This is a genomic window from Micromonospora citrea (genome assembly GCF_900090315.1).
Taxonomy (GTDB): domain Bacteria; phylum Actinomycetota; class Actinomycetes; order Mycobacteriales; family Micromonosporaceae; genus Micromonospora; species Micromonospora citrea.
The window spans coordinates 3,440,327-3,454,897 of sequence record NZ_FMHZ01000002.1 but is presented as its reverse complement, the minus strand read 5'-3'; the positions used below and the strand labels follow the sequence as shown (position 1 = coordinate 3,454,897).

General features: G+C 73.7%; 15 protein-coding genes. 8 read left to right on the top strand and 7 right to left on the bottom strand.

The window, feature by feature from the left end; translation table 11 throughout:
* Positions 1-185: 185 nt before the first annotated feature.
* Positions 186-692: a MarR family winged helix-turn-helix transcriptional regulator gene (locus tag GA0070606_RS15835; protein WP_091100279.1), complete on the bottom strand. Its 507-nt coding sequence runs from the start codon at positions 690-692 to the stop codon at positions 186-188.
* 102 nt (positions 693-794) lie between these two features.
* Here GA0070606_RS15835 and GA0070606_RS15830 point away from each other — a divergent pair, with 102 nt between their 5' ends.
* Together GA0070606_RS15830 and GA0070606_RS15825 are read left to right on the top strand one after the other, a co-directional pair.
* Complete coding sequence (locus tag GA0070606_RS15830) at positions 795-1,376, top strand: YceI family protein (RefSeq protein ID WP_091100276.1); 582 nt, start codon at positions 795-797, stop codon at positions 1,374-1,376.
* 297 nt (positions 1,377-1,673) lie between these two features.
* A complete protein-coding gene (locus tag GA0070606_RS15825; RefSeq protein ID WP_091100273.1) occupies positions 1,674-3,152 on the top strand; it encodes a glutamate-cysteine ligase family protein in 1,479 nt (492 codons plus the stop codon).
* 242 nt (positions 3,153-3,394) lie between these two features.
* Here GA0070606_RS15825 and GA0070606_RS34020 read toward each other — a convergent pair whose 3' ends face one another.
* Positions 3,395-4,978, bottom strand: coding sequence for a hypothetical protein (locus tag GA0070606_RS34020; RefSeq protein ID WP_091100270.1), 1,584 nt, complete (start codon positions 4,976-4,978; stop codon positions 3,395-3,397).
* A gap of 121 nt (positions 4,979-5,099) precedes the next feature.
* On the opposite strand from GA0070606_RS34020, the gene GA0070606_RS15815 reads away from it, so the two are divergent.
* Both GA0070606_RS15815 and GA0070606_RS15810 read left to right on the top strand, forming a co-directional pair.
* On the top strand, positions 5,100-5,762 hold the full coding sequence (locus GA0070606_RS15815; RefSeq protein ID WP_091100268.1) for a PASTA domain-containing protein: 663 nt from the start codon (positions 5,100-5,102) through the stop codon (positions 5,760-5,762).
* Positions 5,763-6,094: 332 nt separating this feature from the next.
* Positions 6,095-6,724 (top strand): PASTA domain-containing protein, encoded by a 630-nt coding sequence (locus GA0070606_RS15810; RefSeq protein WP_245724952.1) that lies wholly within the window; start codon positions 6,095-6,097, stop codon positions 6,722-6,724.
* A 69-nt stretch (positions 6,725-6,793) separates the two neighbouring features.
* Here GA0070606_RS15810 and GA0070606_RS15805 read toward each other — a convergent pair whose 3' ends face one another.
* Both GA0070606_RS15805 and GA0070606_RS15800 read right to left on the bottom strand, forming a co-directional pair.
* Positions 6,794-7,237 (bottom strand): hypothetical protein, encoded by a 444-nt coding sequence (locus GA0070606_RS15805; protein ID WP_176737334.1) that lies wholly within the window; start codon positions 7,235-7,237, stop codon positions 6,794-6,796.
* Between the two features lie 98 nt (positions 7,238-7,335).
* Entirely contained in the window at positions 7,336-7,623 is a 288-nt protein-coding gene (locus tag GA0070606_RS15800; protein ID WP_091100261.1) for a hypothetical protein, read from the bottom strand.
* A 631-nt stretch (positions 7,624-8,254) separates the two neighbouring features.
* Between GA0070606_RS15800 and GA0070606_RS15795 the strand changes: the two genes are divergently transcribed.
* The 3 genes from GA0070606_RS15795 (at position 8,255) to GA0070606_RS15785 (ending at position 9,927) form a co-directional block, all read left to right on the top strand.
* Positions 8,255-9,136, top strand: coding sequence for a helix-turn-helix domain-containing protein (locus GA0070606_RS15795; RefSeq protein WP_091100258.1), 882 nt, complete (start codon positions 8,255-8,257; stop codon positions 9,134-9,136).
* A complete protein-coding gene (locus GA0070606_RS15790) occupies positions 9,106-9,327 on the top strand; it encodes a DUF397 domain-containing protein (RefSeq protein ID WP_091100254.1) in 222 nt (73 codons plus the stop codon). Before GA0070606_RS15795 ends, GA0070606_RS15790 begins: the two co-directional genes overlap by 31 nt.
* 192 nt (positions 9,328-9,519) lie before the next feature.
* Complete coding sequence (locus GA0070606_RS15785; protein ID WP_091100251.1) at positions 9,520-9,927, top strand: hypothetical protein; 408 nt, start codon at positions 9,520-9,522, stop codon at positions 9,925-9,927.
* Here GA0070606_RS15785 and GA0070606_RS15780 read toward each other — a convergent pair.
* On the bottom strand, positions 9,895-10,494 hold the full coding sequence (locus GA0070606_RS15780; protein ID WP_091107786.1) for a hypothetical protein: 600 nt from the start codon (positions 10,492-10,494) through the stop codon (positions 9,895-9,897). The genes GA0070606_RS15785 and GA0070606_RS15780 overlap by 33 nt on opposite strands.
* Positions 10,495-10,707: 213 nt before the next feature.
* Between GA0070606_RS15780 and GA0070606_RS15775 the strand changes: the two genes are divergently transcribed.
* Complete coding sequence (locus GA0070606_RS15775) at positions 10,708-12,573, top strand: S8 family peptidase (protein ID WP_091100246.1); 1,866 nt, start codon at positions 10,708-10,710, stop codon at positions 12,571-12,573.
* A gap of 67 nt (positions 12,574-12,640) precedes the next feature.
* On the opposite strand, the gene GA0070606_RS15770 is transcribed toward GA0070606_RS15775, so the two are convergent.
* On the bottom strand, positions 12,641-13,447 hold the full coding sequence (locus tag GA0070606_RS15770; protein WP_091107784.1) for a WecB/TagA/CpsF family glycosyltransferase: 807 nt from the start codon (positions 13,445-13,447) through the stop codon (positions 12,641-12,643).
* On the bottom strand, positions 13,444-14,559 hold the full coding sequence (locus GA0070606_RS15765) for an NAD-dependent epimerase/dehydratase family protein (protein ID WP_176737333.1): 1,116 nt from the start codon (positions 14,557-14,559) through the stop codon (positions 13,444-13,446). Before GA0070606_RS15765 ends, GA0070606_RS15770 begins: the two co-directional genes overlap by 4 nt.
* Between the last annotated feature and the right edge of the window lie 12 nt (positions 14,560-14,571).

Below are 14,571 nucleotides of genomic sequence, written 5' to 3'. Positions count from 1 at the left end.
GCCGTCTCGGCGATCACCGGCTCCGGTGTGCCGCGCGGCGGGCGTCACCCCGTGCGACGTGGCGGTGCGGGTGCGGCTGTCCGGGCGGCGGGCGGTGCGGGTGCGGCTGTCCGGGCGGCGCGGCGGTGCGGGTGCGGCTGTCCGGGCGGCGCGGCGGTGCGGGATTCCGGGGCCTGCGGCGGCGGTCAGGCCGGGGTGGTCGCCGGGTCGGCGGTCGGGTTCGCCGCGCTGCCGGCGGTGGCGCCCGGGTGGACCGCGTCCCGCACCCGCCGCAGGCCGTCGAGCAGGGCGTCCAGCGCCTCCGGCTCGAGCTGGCCGGTGAACCACTCCTCGATGATCCGCAGGTGCCCGGGCAACGTCTCGTCGAGCCGTTGCAGGCCGGCGGCCGTGACGACCGCGTACGAGCTGCGTCGGTCGGAGGGGCAGGCGCGACGGGTCAGCAGGCCGTCGCGCTCCATCCGGTCGACGACCCGGGTGACCCCGCTCGTGGAGAGGGAGGTCTGCGCGGCCAGGTCGGTCATCCGAAGTTGGTTGCCGGGCGAGCGGGCGAGCCGGGTCAACACCTCGAACTCGACCGTGGAGAGGCCGTGCTCCTCGAACTGGGCGGCGAACCGGGCCGACAGCCCGGCGTGGGCCTCGAAGAGGAGGCCGACAGCGGTGATCCGGGGGTCGTCGAACACGTTCTGATCCACCTGTTCATCCTAGCAGTCCTTGACACAGGGAATATTGTGCGTTCTATAGTTGCTCAAGCAGTCGTTGGGCTACTAAACCAAACTTCCACGGAGGGCAGTTCCATGACCAGCAGCACCGAAGCGGTTACCCGCGACTGGGAAGGCCTCACCATCCCCACCGCCGGCACCTACCTGCTGGACGCGGCGCACAAGCGCGTCGGCTTCGTCGCCCGGCACATGATGGTCAGCAAGGTACGCGGTGAGTTCGCGGACGCCTCCGCCACCATCGTCGTCGCCGAGGACCCGATGCAGTCCTCGGTGACCGCGACCATCCAGGCCGCCAGCATCGACACCAGCCAGGCGGACCGGGACGGGCACCTGCGCAGCCCCGAGTTCCTGGACGCCGAGACCTTCCCCACGCTGGAGTACCGCAGCACCGGCGTCAAGTCCCGCGACGGCAACGAGTTCGTCCTCTCCGGCGAGCTGACCGTCAAGGGCGTCACCCGCCCGGTCGACCTCGAGGTCGAGTTCGAGGGCGTCGGCCGCAGCCCGTTCGGCCAGGACATCTTCGGCTTCTCCGCCACCGCCGAGATCGACCGCGAGGAGTTCGGCCTGACCTGGAACGTCGCGCTGGAGACCGGCGGCGTGCTGGTCGGCAAGAAGATCAAGATCGAGATCGAGGGCGAGGCCGTCCGCCAGGCCTGACCTTCTCCGTACCGCGTCCCGGGCCCGCGCCGCACCACGGCGCGGGCCCGGCGCGCGTCCGGGGTCGGACGGTGCGATTTGTCACGACTTATTCGCGGCTCGGTCCGCGTGGCGGGCGGTACGACCTGGGTAGTGATGCCGCCGAGAGCGTCGGCCGGCCCGGCCGCGGGTCGTCCCGGTCGATGGATAGCCGGGTCCCGCCTCTGGTCCGGGCGCGGGCGACGCTCCTAACCTGAATGGTTCACCACGCGCTTTCCGGGCGGTAGGTCCCGACTGCGCCTCGCGCCGGGAGGAAACATGGGCAGGGACGTCGAGCAGGGCGCCTTCTCCCGGGAGGACCGGGTCCGCTACCGGCAGAAGGTCCGGCGGTGCCTGGACGTCTTCGCCCTGATGCTCGACGACTTCGGCTTCGACGCCGACCGGCCGATGACCGGTCTGGAGATCGAGCTGAACCTGGTCGACTCCGCCGCCGAGCCGGCGATGCGCAACGACCAGATCCTCGCCGACATCGCCGACCCGAGCTTCCAGACCGAGCTGGGGCAGTTCAACCTGGAGCTGAACGCTCCGCCCCGGCTGATCGAGGGGACGGGCTTCGCCGACTACGAGCGGGACCTGCGCGGCAGCCTCGCCCGGGCCGACGAGCGGGCCGCCAGGTCGGACGCGAAGATCGTCCTGGTCGGCATCCTGCCGACGCTCACCGAGCGGCACCTGGTGGTGGACAACCTCTCCACCAACGAGCGCTACCGGGTGCTCAACGACCAGATCGTCGGCGCCCGCGGCGAGGACATCGAGCTCGACATCCGGGGCGTCGAGCGGTTGCAGACCCACACCGACTCGATCGCCCCCGAGGCCGCCTGCACCAGCCTCCAGTTCCACCTCCAGGTCGCCCCCGACAGCTTCGCCGACTACTGGAACGCCTCCCAGGCCATCGCCGGGGTGCAGGTGGCCGTCGGCGCGAACTCGCCCTTCCTGTACGGCCGGCAGCTCTGGGCGGAGACCCGGATCGCGCTGTTCGGGCAGGCCACCGACACCAGGCCGGACGAGCTCAAGGCACAGGGCGTACGCCCCCGGGTCTGGTTCGGGGAACGCTGGATCACCTCGATCTTCGACCTGTTCGAGGAGAACGTCCGCTACTTCCCGCCGCTGCTGCCGATCTGCGAGGACGAGGACCCGGTCGAGGTGCTGCACGCCGGCGGCGTACCGGAACTGGGCGAGCTGCGCCTGCACAACGGCACCGTCTACCGGTGGAACCGGCCGGTCTACGACATCATGAACGGCCGCCCGCACCTGAGGGTGGAGAATCGCGTGCTGCCGGCCGGCCCGACCGTGGTCGACATGCTGGCCAACGCCGCCTTCTACTTCGGCCTGGCCCGGGGGCTGGCCGAGGCCGACCGGCCCATCTGGAGCCAGCTCACCTTCAGCTCGGCCGAGGAGAACTTCCACGCCGCCGCCCGTCGCGGCATGGATGCCGTCCTGCACTGGCCCCGCCTCGGCGAGGTGCCGGTGACCAAGCTGGTCCTCGACGTCCTGCTGCCCAGGGCCGCCGCCGGCCTCGACCGGTTCGGGGTGGCCCCGGCCGAACGCGACCGACTGCTCGGCATCATCGAGCAGCGCTGCCGTACCGGCCGTAACGGCGCGGTCTGGCAGACGGAGGCCGTCTGGTCGGCCGAGCGGCACCGGGGCATGGACCGGGACGCCGCCCTGCACCACATGCTGCAGCGCTACGCGGAGCTGCAACGCACCAACGAGCCCGTGCACACCTGGCCGGTCGACTGACCCCTCGACCCCGGGCGGGAGTCGCGGGCCGGCCCTCGCGTGCGGCGCGGAGCCACAAGGCAGCGTGTCGAAGGGCGGGCAGCGCGGGCGCAACGGCCCGCACTGCCCGGGGAGCGCAACGGCACACGGCGCCTGCGGACGGAACGGCCCCGTGCTGACCGGAGGCGGAACGGCACCACGGCGCCTGCGGACGGAACAAACCCGCAGGCGATGGTCGAGCGGCGTCCGGCCGGCGAGCGCGATCAGCGGGTGCGGCGGCCGGACCGGGGCCGGCGACCGCCGGGCGGCGGCTGCTCCGGATCGGCGTCCGTGGCCGCCTGCCCGCCGGGGACGGACGCCGACGCCGGACCGTCCCCGGGCACCGTCGTCGGACCGTCCCCGGACACGGTCGTCGGAGCTTCCCCGGGCGGGGGCGCGGCGGGATCGCCGACCGGCGCCGCCACCCGGGCCGGGGCCCCGGCGGATCCCGTTCCCCCCGGCCCCGCTGCCGCCGGCCGTCCCGCAGCCCCGGCCGGTCCCGGCCCCGCCGGTCCCGACCCGGTAGGCGGGCTGCCGGCGTCGGCCGCCGGCTTCCGGGACCTCGACGGTCTCCCGGTGGCGGCCGCCGTCCGGGCACCGGCCCGGACGGCGGCGCGGGCCGGCGTGGCGCCACCGGCGTCCGGTTCCCCGGCCGGGTCGGAGGTCGGGGTGATGGCGCCGGTGTCCGGTCCGGCCGGGTCAGGGACCGTGGAGGTGGCGCCGGTGTCCGTTTCGGCCGCGTCGTGCTGCCCCGCCGGCGACGGGTCGCCGGGGAGGTCGGCCGGCTCGCCGGTGCGCTGCCGGGGCACCCGCACCGAGCCGTGGGACGCGGCGCGGCGGGCGGCCCGCTGGGCGAGCGCGGCGACCAGGACGGAACCGCCGACCCCGACGATCACCGCGTACGGCGCGATCAGGTGCGCCGACAGCTGCTCCGGACTGATCGCGGTCAGCCGCGGCACCGCAAGGAAGTACGCGGTCGCGACGAGCAGCGGGCCGGCCGCGCCGGAGGCGGCCGCCCCGACCCGGCGGTCGGCGTGGCGGGCCCCGCCCCGGGCGGCCAGGGCGCCGATCAGCAGCGCGGAACCGAGCGACAGCAGCGCCCCGGGCCAGTAGAGGTGGTCCCGGATCCAGAACTGCCCATCGTCGGCGCTGAGCTGCCAGATGCCGAGCTGGGCGCTGGTCAGCCCGCGTCCGGCCAGCACCCCGTCGACCACCGCGACCCCGGCGAGCAGCCAGAGCCAGCCCACGGTGGCGATCACGTTGTTCGCGGCGGCCCGTGAGCGCAGCGCCCAGACGGCCGTCAGCACCCCGACCAGGACGCCGACCGCCGCGTACACGGCCGCGACGTTCCGGGGCGAGTCGGTGTCGGCCGCCACCGCCGTCCGCGCCGGCACGGCCACCAGCAGCACGGTCACCAGCGCGCCCAGCCCGGCGGCCACTGCGAGCGCGACGTGCCGGAGGACGCCGTCGCCCGACCCGGTCGCGGTCGTGTCGTCGGCCACTGGCCGCGGCGCGTTGGCGGTCCGGTCGTCGGGCTCGGCGACGGTGGTGTCACCGGGCCCGGCGTGGGGCGTCGGCGCGCGGTCGCGCAGCCGCTGCGCGCACACCGCGCCGGCCACGGTCGAGGTGGCCGCGATCCAGCTGGCCCAGATCAGGCCGGCCACCCAGGCGGTCGTGCCGGCGGTGGCGTCCGCCGGAGCCCAGTCGATGACGCCCAGCCCGTAACCGAAGCCCAGTTGGGCCGCGCCCGTGCCGGCAGCGACGCCGACCGCGGTGGCGATCGATCCTCCCCAGCCCCGTCTGGCCATGCCGGGCAGCGTAACGTCCCGTGCTCGGCGCGGCGAGTCGTGAGGTCTCCACCGGGTGACCGGGACGATGCCGGGCTTGGCCGCGGCGGATACGGTCGCCGGTGATCGAGGTGGGTGGAGCATGACGGACGGGAACGTGGGCGACGCGCGGAACGGCGGCGGTCCGGGCCGGTCGACCGTGCTGCTCGGCGGCGGGCTGGCCCTCGTGCTGCTCGCCGCCGTCGGGGCGACCGGCGGTTGGCTCCTGGCCGGTGAGGACGGACCGACCGCGCCGGCCACGGCGGCGGACGCGGCGCCCGCCGGCACACCGGGTCCGACCCGCTCGACGCCGGCGCGGTCGACGCCGTCGCCGCCGCGCAGGACGGCGTCGCCGACCGGGCTCACGGTGCCCGAGGTGGTCGGGGAGGACTTCGCCGAGGCCCGCGACGAGCTGCGCGAGCGGAGGCTGGGCTGGCGGCTCGTCTTCCTGGGCGGTACGGGAAGGACGGTGGAGCGCGCCTCCCCGACGGTCGGGACGCCGGTGCGCCCGGGGCGCACGGTGACGCTGTACGTGAGCGGGCCGGCCCCGGCCGCGACCGTGCCGGACGTGGTGGGTGACGACTGCGACGAGGCGGCGGACGACCTCGTCGACGAGGGCTTCTACCCCCGCTACCGCTCGGGCCGGACCGGCCCGGTCACCCGCCAGGATCCGACCGGCGACAACACGGGCAGGTGGAACGACCAGGTGTCGATCTGGTGCGGCGAGGTGTCGGCCACCCCGGAATCGGCAGCCCCGACACCCTGACGGGACCTCCGGCATGTTGATCCCGGCCGATGGCCGCCCGGGCCGTTAGGTTGACGGTCAGGGGCCGCGATGCCCGCCCGGCTCGGGAGAGGACGTGCCATGAGGGGGCGCCAGCGAGCGAATCGTCGGCACGGCGCGGTGGTGCCTCGTGTCGGCGCGCGGCGGAGCGGAGTGCCGGCATGAGTGACGACCGCGCGGAGCCACCCGCCGGGGAGGGCGACGACCGGACCCGGCCGCTGCCTCCGCCGGGCGGGTCGGAGCCGACGGACCGCACCCGGCGCCTGCCCGGCCCCGAGGGCGGGGCGCCGGCCGCAGGCGACGCGACCCGGCCGATGCCCGCCGACCGCACCGCCCCGATGGACCGTACGGCCGCCGTGCCGCCCGGGCGCTCCGGCCCGCCGGCCTGGTCGGGCCGCGCCGAGGTGCCGCCGCCCCGGCCGGCCGACCCGCGCGAGGCCGGCACCGAGTGGTACGCCGAGGAGGCCGGCGGCCGACGCTGGTGGCTGCCGATCCTGTGGGGTGTGGTCGCGCTGCTGCTGCTCGGCCTGTTCGGCGTCGGGCTCTGGCTGGCGCTCGAGTCGGCGGACGACGATCCACCCGGCCCGGACCCGTCTCCTTCGGTGACCCGGGCGTCGCCGACGACCCCCGCGCCGACCTCGGCCGCCCCGACCACCCCGTCGCCCTCGGCGACGCCGACGACCACGGCGGCGGGGGTGCCGATGCCGCCGGTGGTGAATCTGCCGTTGGCGACGGCGCGAGCGATCCTGGACGATCTCGGGCTGGAGCACCGGGTCGAGTACCGCGAATCCGATCGGCCCGAGGGCACGGTGATCCGCACCGAGCCGGAGGCGGGGGAACCGGTTCCCGAGGGGGAGGAGGTCACCCTGGTGGTGTCCCGCGGCGCGCCGTCGCCGACCGGCGGCGAGCCCACGCCGACCGCCGCGCCGACCCCCACCCGGTGAGCCGCCGCTGACGGCCCCGCCCGGACGACCAGCTGCCGACCCCCCTCGCTGCCGGCAGCTGGCCCCGGGTCACCACATCCGGCGTCTGGTCCCGACCAGGCCGAGCCCGGCCAGCGAGATGGCCAGGCCGAAGATGCCGGACCAGAAGAGGGAGCGGCGGGCGTCGTCCGGCGAGTGGCCGGCGGCCTCCGTCGTCCCGCCCGACGATCCGGTCGACGAGTCGATGTCGGCCGTGGTGCCGGGCTCGTCGGCGGCGCCGAACGCGTCGTCGCCGTCCCCCGGGTAGGGGGAGTCGAAAGGGTCCTGCCACTCGTCGTCCGACGGGTCGTCGTCGACCACGGTGATCTCCGGTGCGGGGACCGGGGCGGTCAGCCGGGTGGTGGACGACAGGGCGGGGTCGCGGACCACGACCACAAGTGTCGTGGCGGCGCCGATCAGCGCCAGGACTCCGAAGGCGTAGGCGATACGGGAGCGGTGGTGCCGCCGCGCGGCGGGCTGATTGACCATGGCCATCCCAGGTTCGGGGTCCTGGACGCGCGGGGTGGAACCTGCCGGGGTGGGCGTACCTCATTCTATGGCGCGGCACGCCCTCCGACTGCCGATCGCGCGGCTCAGCCCACGCGGACCGGGGTGCGGGCGACCGGCCGACGCGGCGCGCGCACCGTGTGCGGGCGGGGCTCGGGGGCCGCCCGCAGTTGGCGCAGCCCTTCCCGCTGGACGAAGATCGACCGCCGGCTGACCGCGTCCCCCGATGCGTTCAACTCGTAGCCGTCGAGCCAGACCCACCCGTCGTAGGTGGGCCAGTCGAGCACCCGGATCACCCGGAACATGATGGGTCTGAGGAACTGGACACTCGCCGCGCGAGTCACGTGCAGTACGTCACCAGAGCGGGGAAGCACATGGGCTCCTGGTAGGGATCGGCCGGCGGACGGGCCGGCGTGAGCGGGTCGGGGGACGTCTCGGTGCCGGCGACGGGGTCGTGCCTCGTGAACCGGTGGTGCGGGCGGTGGTGGTCGGGCCGTACCGCTGGTGGCGAGCCGCCACCCGACCATCACCCGGCTGCTCCGGGTAACCGCTCCCGCCGCCGCAGCCGACTGGCGTGCAGCGGCGGGGTCATCAACCCGGGGCACGTCTGGTTGTCGGAGGACGGGCGATCCCACCGGCCCGCGTCCCGGAGCCCGTGGGGTCACCACGGCGGGGAAGCGGACGGAGACGGTGAGTAACCCGTGCCATACGCACAGACTGCATCAGCGACGTGCTTCATGCAAGTTGCACGTCGACTTTTGCCGATACGTGAGCGGCTCGCGCGAAGCGGCGCTTGAAGCGGTTCACGTATGGGCGGCACACTGGGGGCCGGTTTCGCCGTCGCGGCCGGCCGATGACCGGCACCACCCCACGCCGCGGACGATTCGCCCGCCGAACAGACGGTCGCGCCCCGGCGGGGACGACGACAGCGGCGCGCGCGAGGCGGAGGTGGACCGGTGAGGGCCGACAGCCGGGGGTCCCGACCAGCGGGCGGGGGGCACGGCCGTGAGTGAGCGGCGCAGCCCGACCATCCGGCGCCGCCGCCTGGGCGCGGAACTGCGCCGGCAGCGGGAGGCGGCCGGGATCACGATCGAGGTCGTCGCCGAGCAGCTGGAGTGCTCGGCGTCGAAGATCTCGCGGATCGAGACCGGGCACACCACGGCGACCCCGCGCGACGTGCGGGACATGCTCCGGATCTACGGCGTGGTGGGTGCCGAGAGCGACGAGCTGGTGCAGATCGCCCGGGAGGCGCGGCAGAAGGGCTGGTGGCACCCGTACAGCACCGTCCTGGTCGGGGCCTACGTCGGGCTCGAGGCGGCGGCCAGCTCGATCCGGGCGTACGAGCAGCAGGTGGTGCCCGGCCTGCTGGAGACGGAGGAGTACGCGAGCGCGATGATCCGCGCCGCCCGCCCGGACTTCACGGCCGACCAGGTCGCACAACGTGTCCGTGTCCGGCTCGGCCGTCAGTCGTTGCTGACTCAGGAAGATCCGGTCGATCTGTGGGTGGTGCTCGATGAGGCGGTGGTGAGCCGGCCGGTGGGCGGGGACGAAGTGATGCGTGGCCAGCTCAAACGGCTGGTCGAGGTGGCCGAGCTGCCGAACGTGACGGTGCAGGTCCTGCCCTTCGAGGTGGGGGCGCACGCCGGCATGGACGGGACCTTCACGATCCTCAGCTTCCCCGAGCCCGGTGATCCGGATGTCGTGTACGCGGAGAACGCCACGGGTGGGCTCTTCCTGGAGAAGAGCGACGAACTGCAGAAGTACAGCTTCATCTTCGATCACATCCGATCGGCTGCCATGCGTCCGGAGGAGTCCATCGCACACATCGCGAAACTGGCAGAGGAGCCGTTGTGGAAATGGCGACCAAGGGGTTCCCCGTGGACCTGACGCAGGCAGCGTGGTTCAAGAGCTCGAAGAGCGGGCCGAACTGTGACAACTGCGTGGAGGTGGCGTACGTGACGGGGGCTGTCGGCGTGCGGGACTCGAAGGACAAGACGGGTCCGGCCCTGGTCTTCGCCCCGGGCGAGTGGCACGCCTTCGTCGCCGGCGCCAGGGGTGGTGCGTTCGGCCGGGACTGACCGGGAGGTGACGGGGTGTCCCCGTCCGGCGCGCGGGCCGGGCGGGGACACTGCCGTGCCCGCGTCCCGGCGCCGGGCGAAGAAGCCCGGACATCCCGTCGCCACATCGGGCCCGTGTCGTTGTACCCCTCGATACGGCGCTGGTCGACGACCCGCCGCACGAGTCGCGACCGAACGAGGCAGGCGAGACGGATGACGACGATCGGGTCAGACAACCTCACCAACGGGCCGGGCAAGCCGGAGCGCTTCGGGGGCAAGTACCGCGGCGCGCGCCGGGACACCGTCCTGACCGAGGTGGTGTCGACCGACACGGAGGTCGGCGGCCGGGAGTCGGCGACGACCGCGCCGGAGCAGGGCGGCCCGCCGCTCACCCTGCCGTCGCTGGATCCGAACCCGCTGACCGAGCCGTCGTTCCCGCCGGGCGGCTGGTCGACGGAGCCGACGGAGTCGCTGGTCGACCACCCGCTGCTGCGCGGGCTGCTGATGGAGTTGCCGCCGAAGGGGAGCGTGCCGCCGCCCGGCTGGCTGGACCGCTGGTTCGAGGCGACCCGGGCGATCCTGGAGCTGCTATACGTGCAGGGGCCCGGCCGCTCGCGATGACGCCGGCCGGGGCGGTGTGGCCCGCTCGGCGAGGCGGCTGTGTCGCAGCGCGTGGCGTACGCCGATGGCGGCGACGCCCAGCACGCCGCCGGTGATCGCAGGCCCGGTCACGCCGGGCCCGAACAGCAGGCCGGGGGCGCCGGCCGCCACCACCGCGGGCAGCACCGCCAGGCCGGTGACCTGGAGCGGGAGCCCCACCAGCGGGTGCGCGGCGGCGGCCCGCAGGCCGTGCGGGGCGGGCGTGCCGGGTGCCGCGGCGAACGCTCCCGCGCCCGCCCGGAGCCGGCGCACCCGGCGCACGGTGCAGGTCGCGACCACGAGTGCCGGGGCGGCGGCGAGCGTGAGGCCGGCGGCGGCCCGGTCCACCGGGGTCGCGCCGCCGCTGGAGAGCCCGACGCCCAGCACGGCGGCCGTCAGGCCCAGGGCGGTCAGGGTCAGGGCGAGCACCCGTCCGGCACGTCGGCGCAGGTCGTCGGCGAGGTCCAGCCTCGGCATGCCGTCCGCGAGCCACCCGGCGGCCAGCCAGACGGCGGCCAGCGGGGCCAGGACGGTGAGGTGACTCTCCATGACGCAGAGCATTGCCCGTTCTCGACGGGCGTGAATCCGGGGTGGGCCCCGTTCGTCCCGTAACGGCGTCCCGTAGGGGTCATCTCGTCGATGGTATAGACAAGTCGACATGTTTGAATTGCATGTCGCCCCGCTCTACCCTCTGCTTGATCGGCAGCCATCGATTCTCGCCATGGACGTCGGACGCCGGGTGCCGGTCGGAGGGAGTAGAAGATGGGTCTTCCACGTAGGTCCCTGCTCGTCGGGGTGGCCACCATGGCCATGGTGGCCACCGCCACGCCGGCCCTGGCCGCCGAGCCCGTCGGCACGATCCGCGCCGCGGGCGGTGCCACCGCCGTGGCCGACAGCTACATCGTCGTCTTCAAGGACAGTTCGGTCGCCAGCAGCAGCGTCGGCGACACCGCGAAGCGGCTGGTCAACCGGCACGGCGGCGCGGTCGCCCGCACCTACGGCGCCGCCCTGCGCGGCTTCGAGGTCCGGGTCGACGCCAAGGCCGCCGCCCGCATCGCGGCGGACCCCGCCGTGGCGTACGTCGAGCAGAACCACACGGTCTCGATCGCCGGCACGCAGACCAACCCGCCGTCGTGGGGCCTGGACCGGATCGACCAGCGGGCCCTGCCGCTGGACAACTCCTACACGTACCCGAACACGGCGAGCAACGTGCACGCCTACATCATCGACACCGGCATCCGGTTCAGCCACAGCGACTTCGGCGGCCGGGCGGTCTCCGGCTACGACGCCGTCGACGGCGGCTCGGCCGACGACTGCAACGGGCACGGCACGCACGTCGCCGGGACCGTCGGCGGTTCGGCGTACGGGGTCGCCAAGGGCGTCCGCCTGGTCGGCGTGCGGGTGCTGAACTGCTCCGGCAGCGGCACGAACGCCGGTGTCATCGGCGGCGTCGACTGGGTGACCGCCAACGCCGTCAAGCCGGCCGTGGCCAACATGAGTCTCGGCGGCGGCGCGAACAGCACGCTCGACACCGCCGTGCGGAACTCCATCAACTCGGGCGTGAGCTACGGCCTCGCGGCCGGCAACGACTCCGGCGGCAACGCCTGCAACACCTCGCCCGCCCGCACCGCCGAGGGCATCACCGTCGGGTCGACGACCAACACCGACGCCCGGTCGTCGTTCTCCAACATCGGCACCTGCCTGGACATCTTCGCGCCCGGCTCGTCGATCACCTCGGCGTGGCACACCGGTGACACCGCCACCAACACGATCAGCGGCACCTCGATGGCGACGCCGCACGTGGTCGGCGCGGCGGCCCTGGTGGCCAGCGCCAACCCGTCCTGGTCGCCGCAGCAGGTCCGCGACTACCTGGTGAACAACGCCACCAGCAACGTGGTGACCAACCCGGGCACCGGCTCGCCGAACAAGCTGCTCTACGTCGTCAACGGCGACACCCCGCCGCCGCCGAACGACTTCTCCGTCTCGGTCTCGCCGACCTCCGGCTCGACCGCGCCGGGCGGCTCGGTGACCGCCACGGTCGCCACCGCCACCACCAACGGCTCCGCCCAGTCGGTGAGCCTGTCCGCCAGCGGCCTGCCGTCCGGGGCGACCGCCTCGTTCAACCCGGCCACCGTCACCTCGGGCGGTTCCTCGACGCTCACCGTCAGCACCTCGGCGAGCACCCCGCCCGGCACGTACACGGTGACCGTGACGGGCACCGCCGCCTCCGGCAGCAGGACCGCGACCTACTCGCTGACGGTGACCGGCAGCGGCGGCGGCAGCTGCTCCGGCACCAACGGCACCGACGTCGCGATCCCGGACACGGGCGCCACGGTGAGCAGCTCCATCCCGATCTCCGGGTGCGCCCGCAACGCCTCGTCGGCCTCGACCGTCGCGGTGAACATCGTGCACACCTACCGCGGTGACCTCGTCGTCGACCTGGTCGCGCCCGACGGCTCGTCCTACCGGCTGAAGAACAGCAGCTTCTGGGACGGCGCGGACAACATCAACACCACCTACACGGCCAACCTGTCGAGCGAGGCGGCGAACGGCACCTGGCAGCTGCGGGTGCGGGACGTCTACGCCGGCGACTCCGGCTACATCAACACCTGGACCCTGACCCTCTAGGTCCCCGACAGGGTGCGGCCCCGCCCGGTGTTCCGGGTGGGGCCGCACCGTCTGCTGTCGGGCCGGGTCAGACCGCGAAGCTGGTGGGGCGTTCGGTGGCCGGGGCCGGCGGTCGCGCCTTCCACAGGCCCGTCTTCTGCGCGGCCAGCCGGGCCAGGTAGGCCGGGTTGAGGATCACGTACCGCCGCCACAGCCGCTTCGGCTCCAGGCCGAGGCGCCAGAACCACTCCAGGCCCGCCCGCTGCATCCACGGCGGCGGCTGGCGCAGCAGCCCGGCGTGGTAGTCGAAGGCCGCCCCGACCGCCATCAGCGGCATGTCCAGCAGCGGCCGCATGGCGTACGTGAAGACCTCCTGGCGCGGGCAGCCCAGCCCGACCAGCACGAGCCGGGCGCCGCTGGCCCTGATCCGGTCGGCGATCTCGACGTCCTCGCCCGGCTGCACCGCCCGGAACTTGGACGGCTCCACACCGGCGATCTTGAGCGCGGGGAACATCCGCTCCAGCGCCGGGATCAGCTTCGCCAGGGTCTCCTCGGTCGAGCCGTAGAGGTAGACCGGCAGGCCCTCGTCGGCGAAGCGGGAGAGCACGTGCAGGGTCAGCGTCGGGCCGTAGACCCGGTCGGTGAGCCCGGCGCCGTGCAGCAGGTTGAGCGCCCAGCGCACCGGCTGGCCGTCGGGGGTGACCACGTCGAAGGAGTTCAGCCGGGCGTTGTGGGCCGGGTCGAGCACCCCGGTCATCACCCCGTGCACGGCCAGCGCGGTGAGCGCCAGCGGGCGCCGCTCCTGCGCGGCCGCCACCACCTGCTCCGTCGCGGCGGCGTAGTCGGTGGCGTCGACCAGCACGCCGAGGACGTTCCGCTTGCCCCTGGCGGTCATGACGCCGGCACCCACTTGTCCACGTTGGCCTCGTAGATCTCACGCATGATCATGGGTACGTCGTAGACCTGCTTCCACTCCGGGTAGTCGGCCTGGAACGCCTCGTTCGAGCCGATCCACCACTTGTGGTCGCCGATCCGGTTGGCCTCGACGTACTCGGTGATCATCTCCTGGCCGGTGATCTGCTCGGCCAGCGCGAACGCCTCCCGGTTGGAGGTGTTGGAGTGCCGGCCGCCGCCGAGGTTGTAGACCGCGGCCGAGCGCGGGTTGCGGAAGAACGCCTCGAACGCCGAGACCACGTCCGAGCTGTGGATCGCGTCGCGGACCTGCTTGCCCTGGTAGCCGAAGATCTTGTACGTCCGGCGCTCCATGTTGGCGCGCATCACGTAGCCGAGGAAGCCGTGCAGCTCCGTCGCCGAGTGCGCCGGCCCGGTGAGTGTCCCGCCCCGGAAGCAGGCCGTCCGCATGCCGAAGTAGCGGCCGTACTCCTGCACCATCACGTCGGCCGCGACCTTCGAGGCGCCGAAGACGGAGTGCAGGCAGGCGTCGATGGACATGTCCTCGCGGATGCCCTGCTCGTACGGGTGCCCCGGCTCGATCTCCCACCGGGTCTCCAGCTCGACCAGGGGCAGGCTGTTCGGCCGGTCGCCGTAGACCTTGTTGGTGGAGCAGTGGATCACTGGCGCCTCGATGCAGTGCTCGCGCACGTTCTGCAGGACGTTCAGGGTGCCGGCGGCGTTCACGTCGAAGTCGGTGAACGGGTCGCGCACCGCCCAGTCGTGCGACGGCTGGGCGGCGGTGTGGATCACCACGGCGACGTCACCGGCGTACCGCCTGAAGAGCTTGCCGAGCGCGGCACGGTCCCGGATGTCGATGCTGTGGTGCGAGTACGCGGCCCCCAGCTCGTCGGTCAGCCGCCGGACGTTCCAGGCTGTCGAGGCCTCCTCGCCGAAGAACTCCTGCCGCATGTCGTTGTCGATGCCGACGACGTGGAGACCGAGGCCGGCGAAGTGCCGGACCGCCTCGGAGCCGATCAGCCCGCCCGACCCGGTCACGAATGCGACACTCACACGCCACTCCTGGTCCTTCGGAGGCAGAAACCATCGGAGCATAGCGTGACGTAC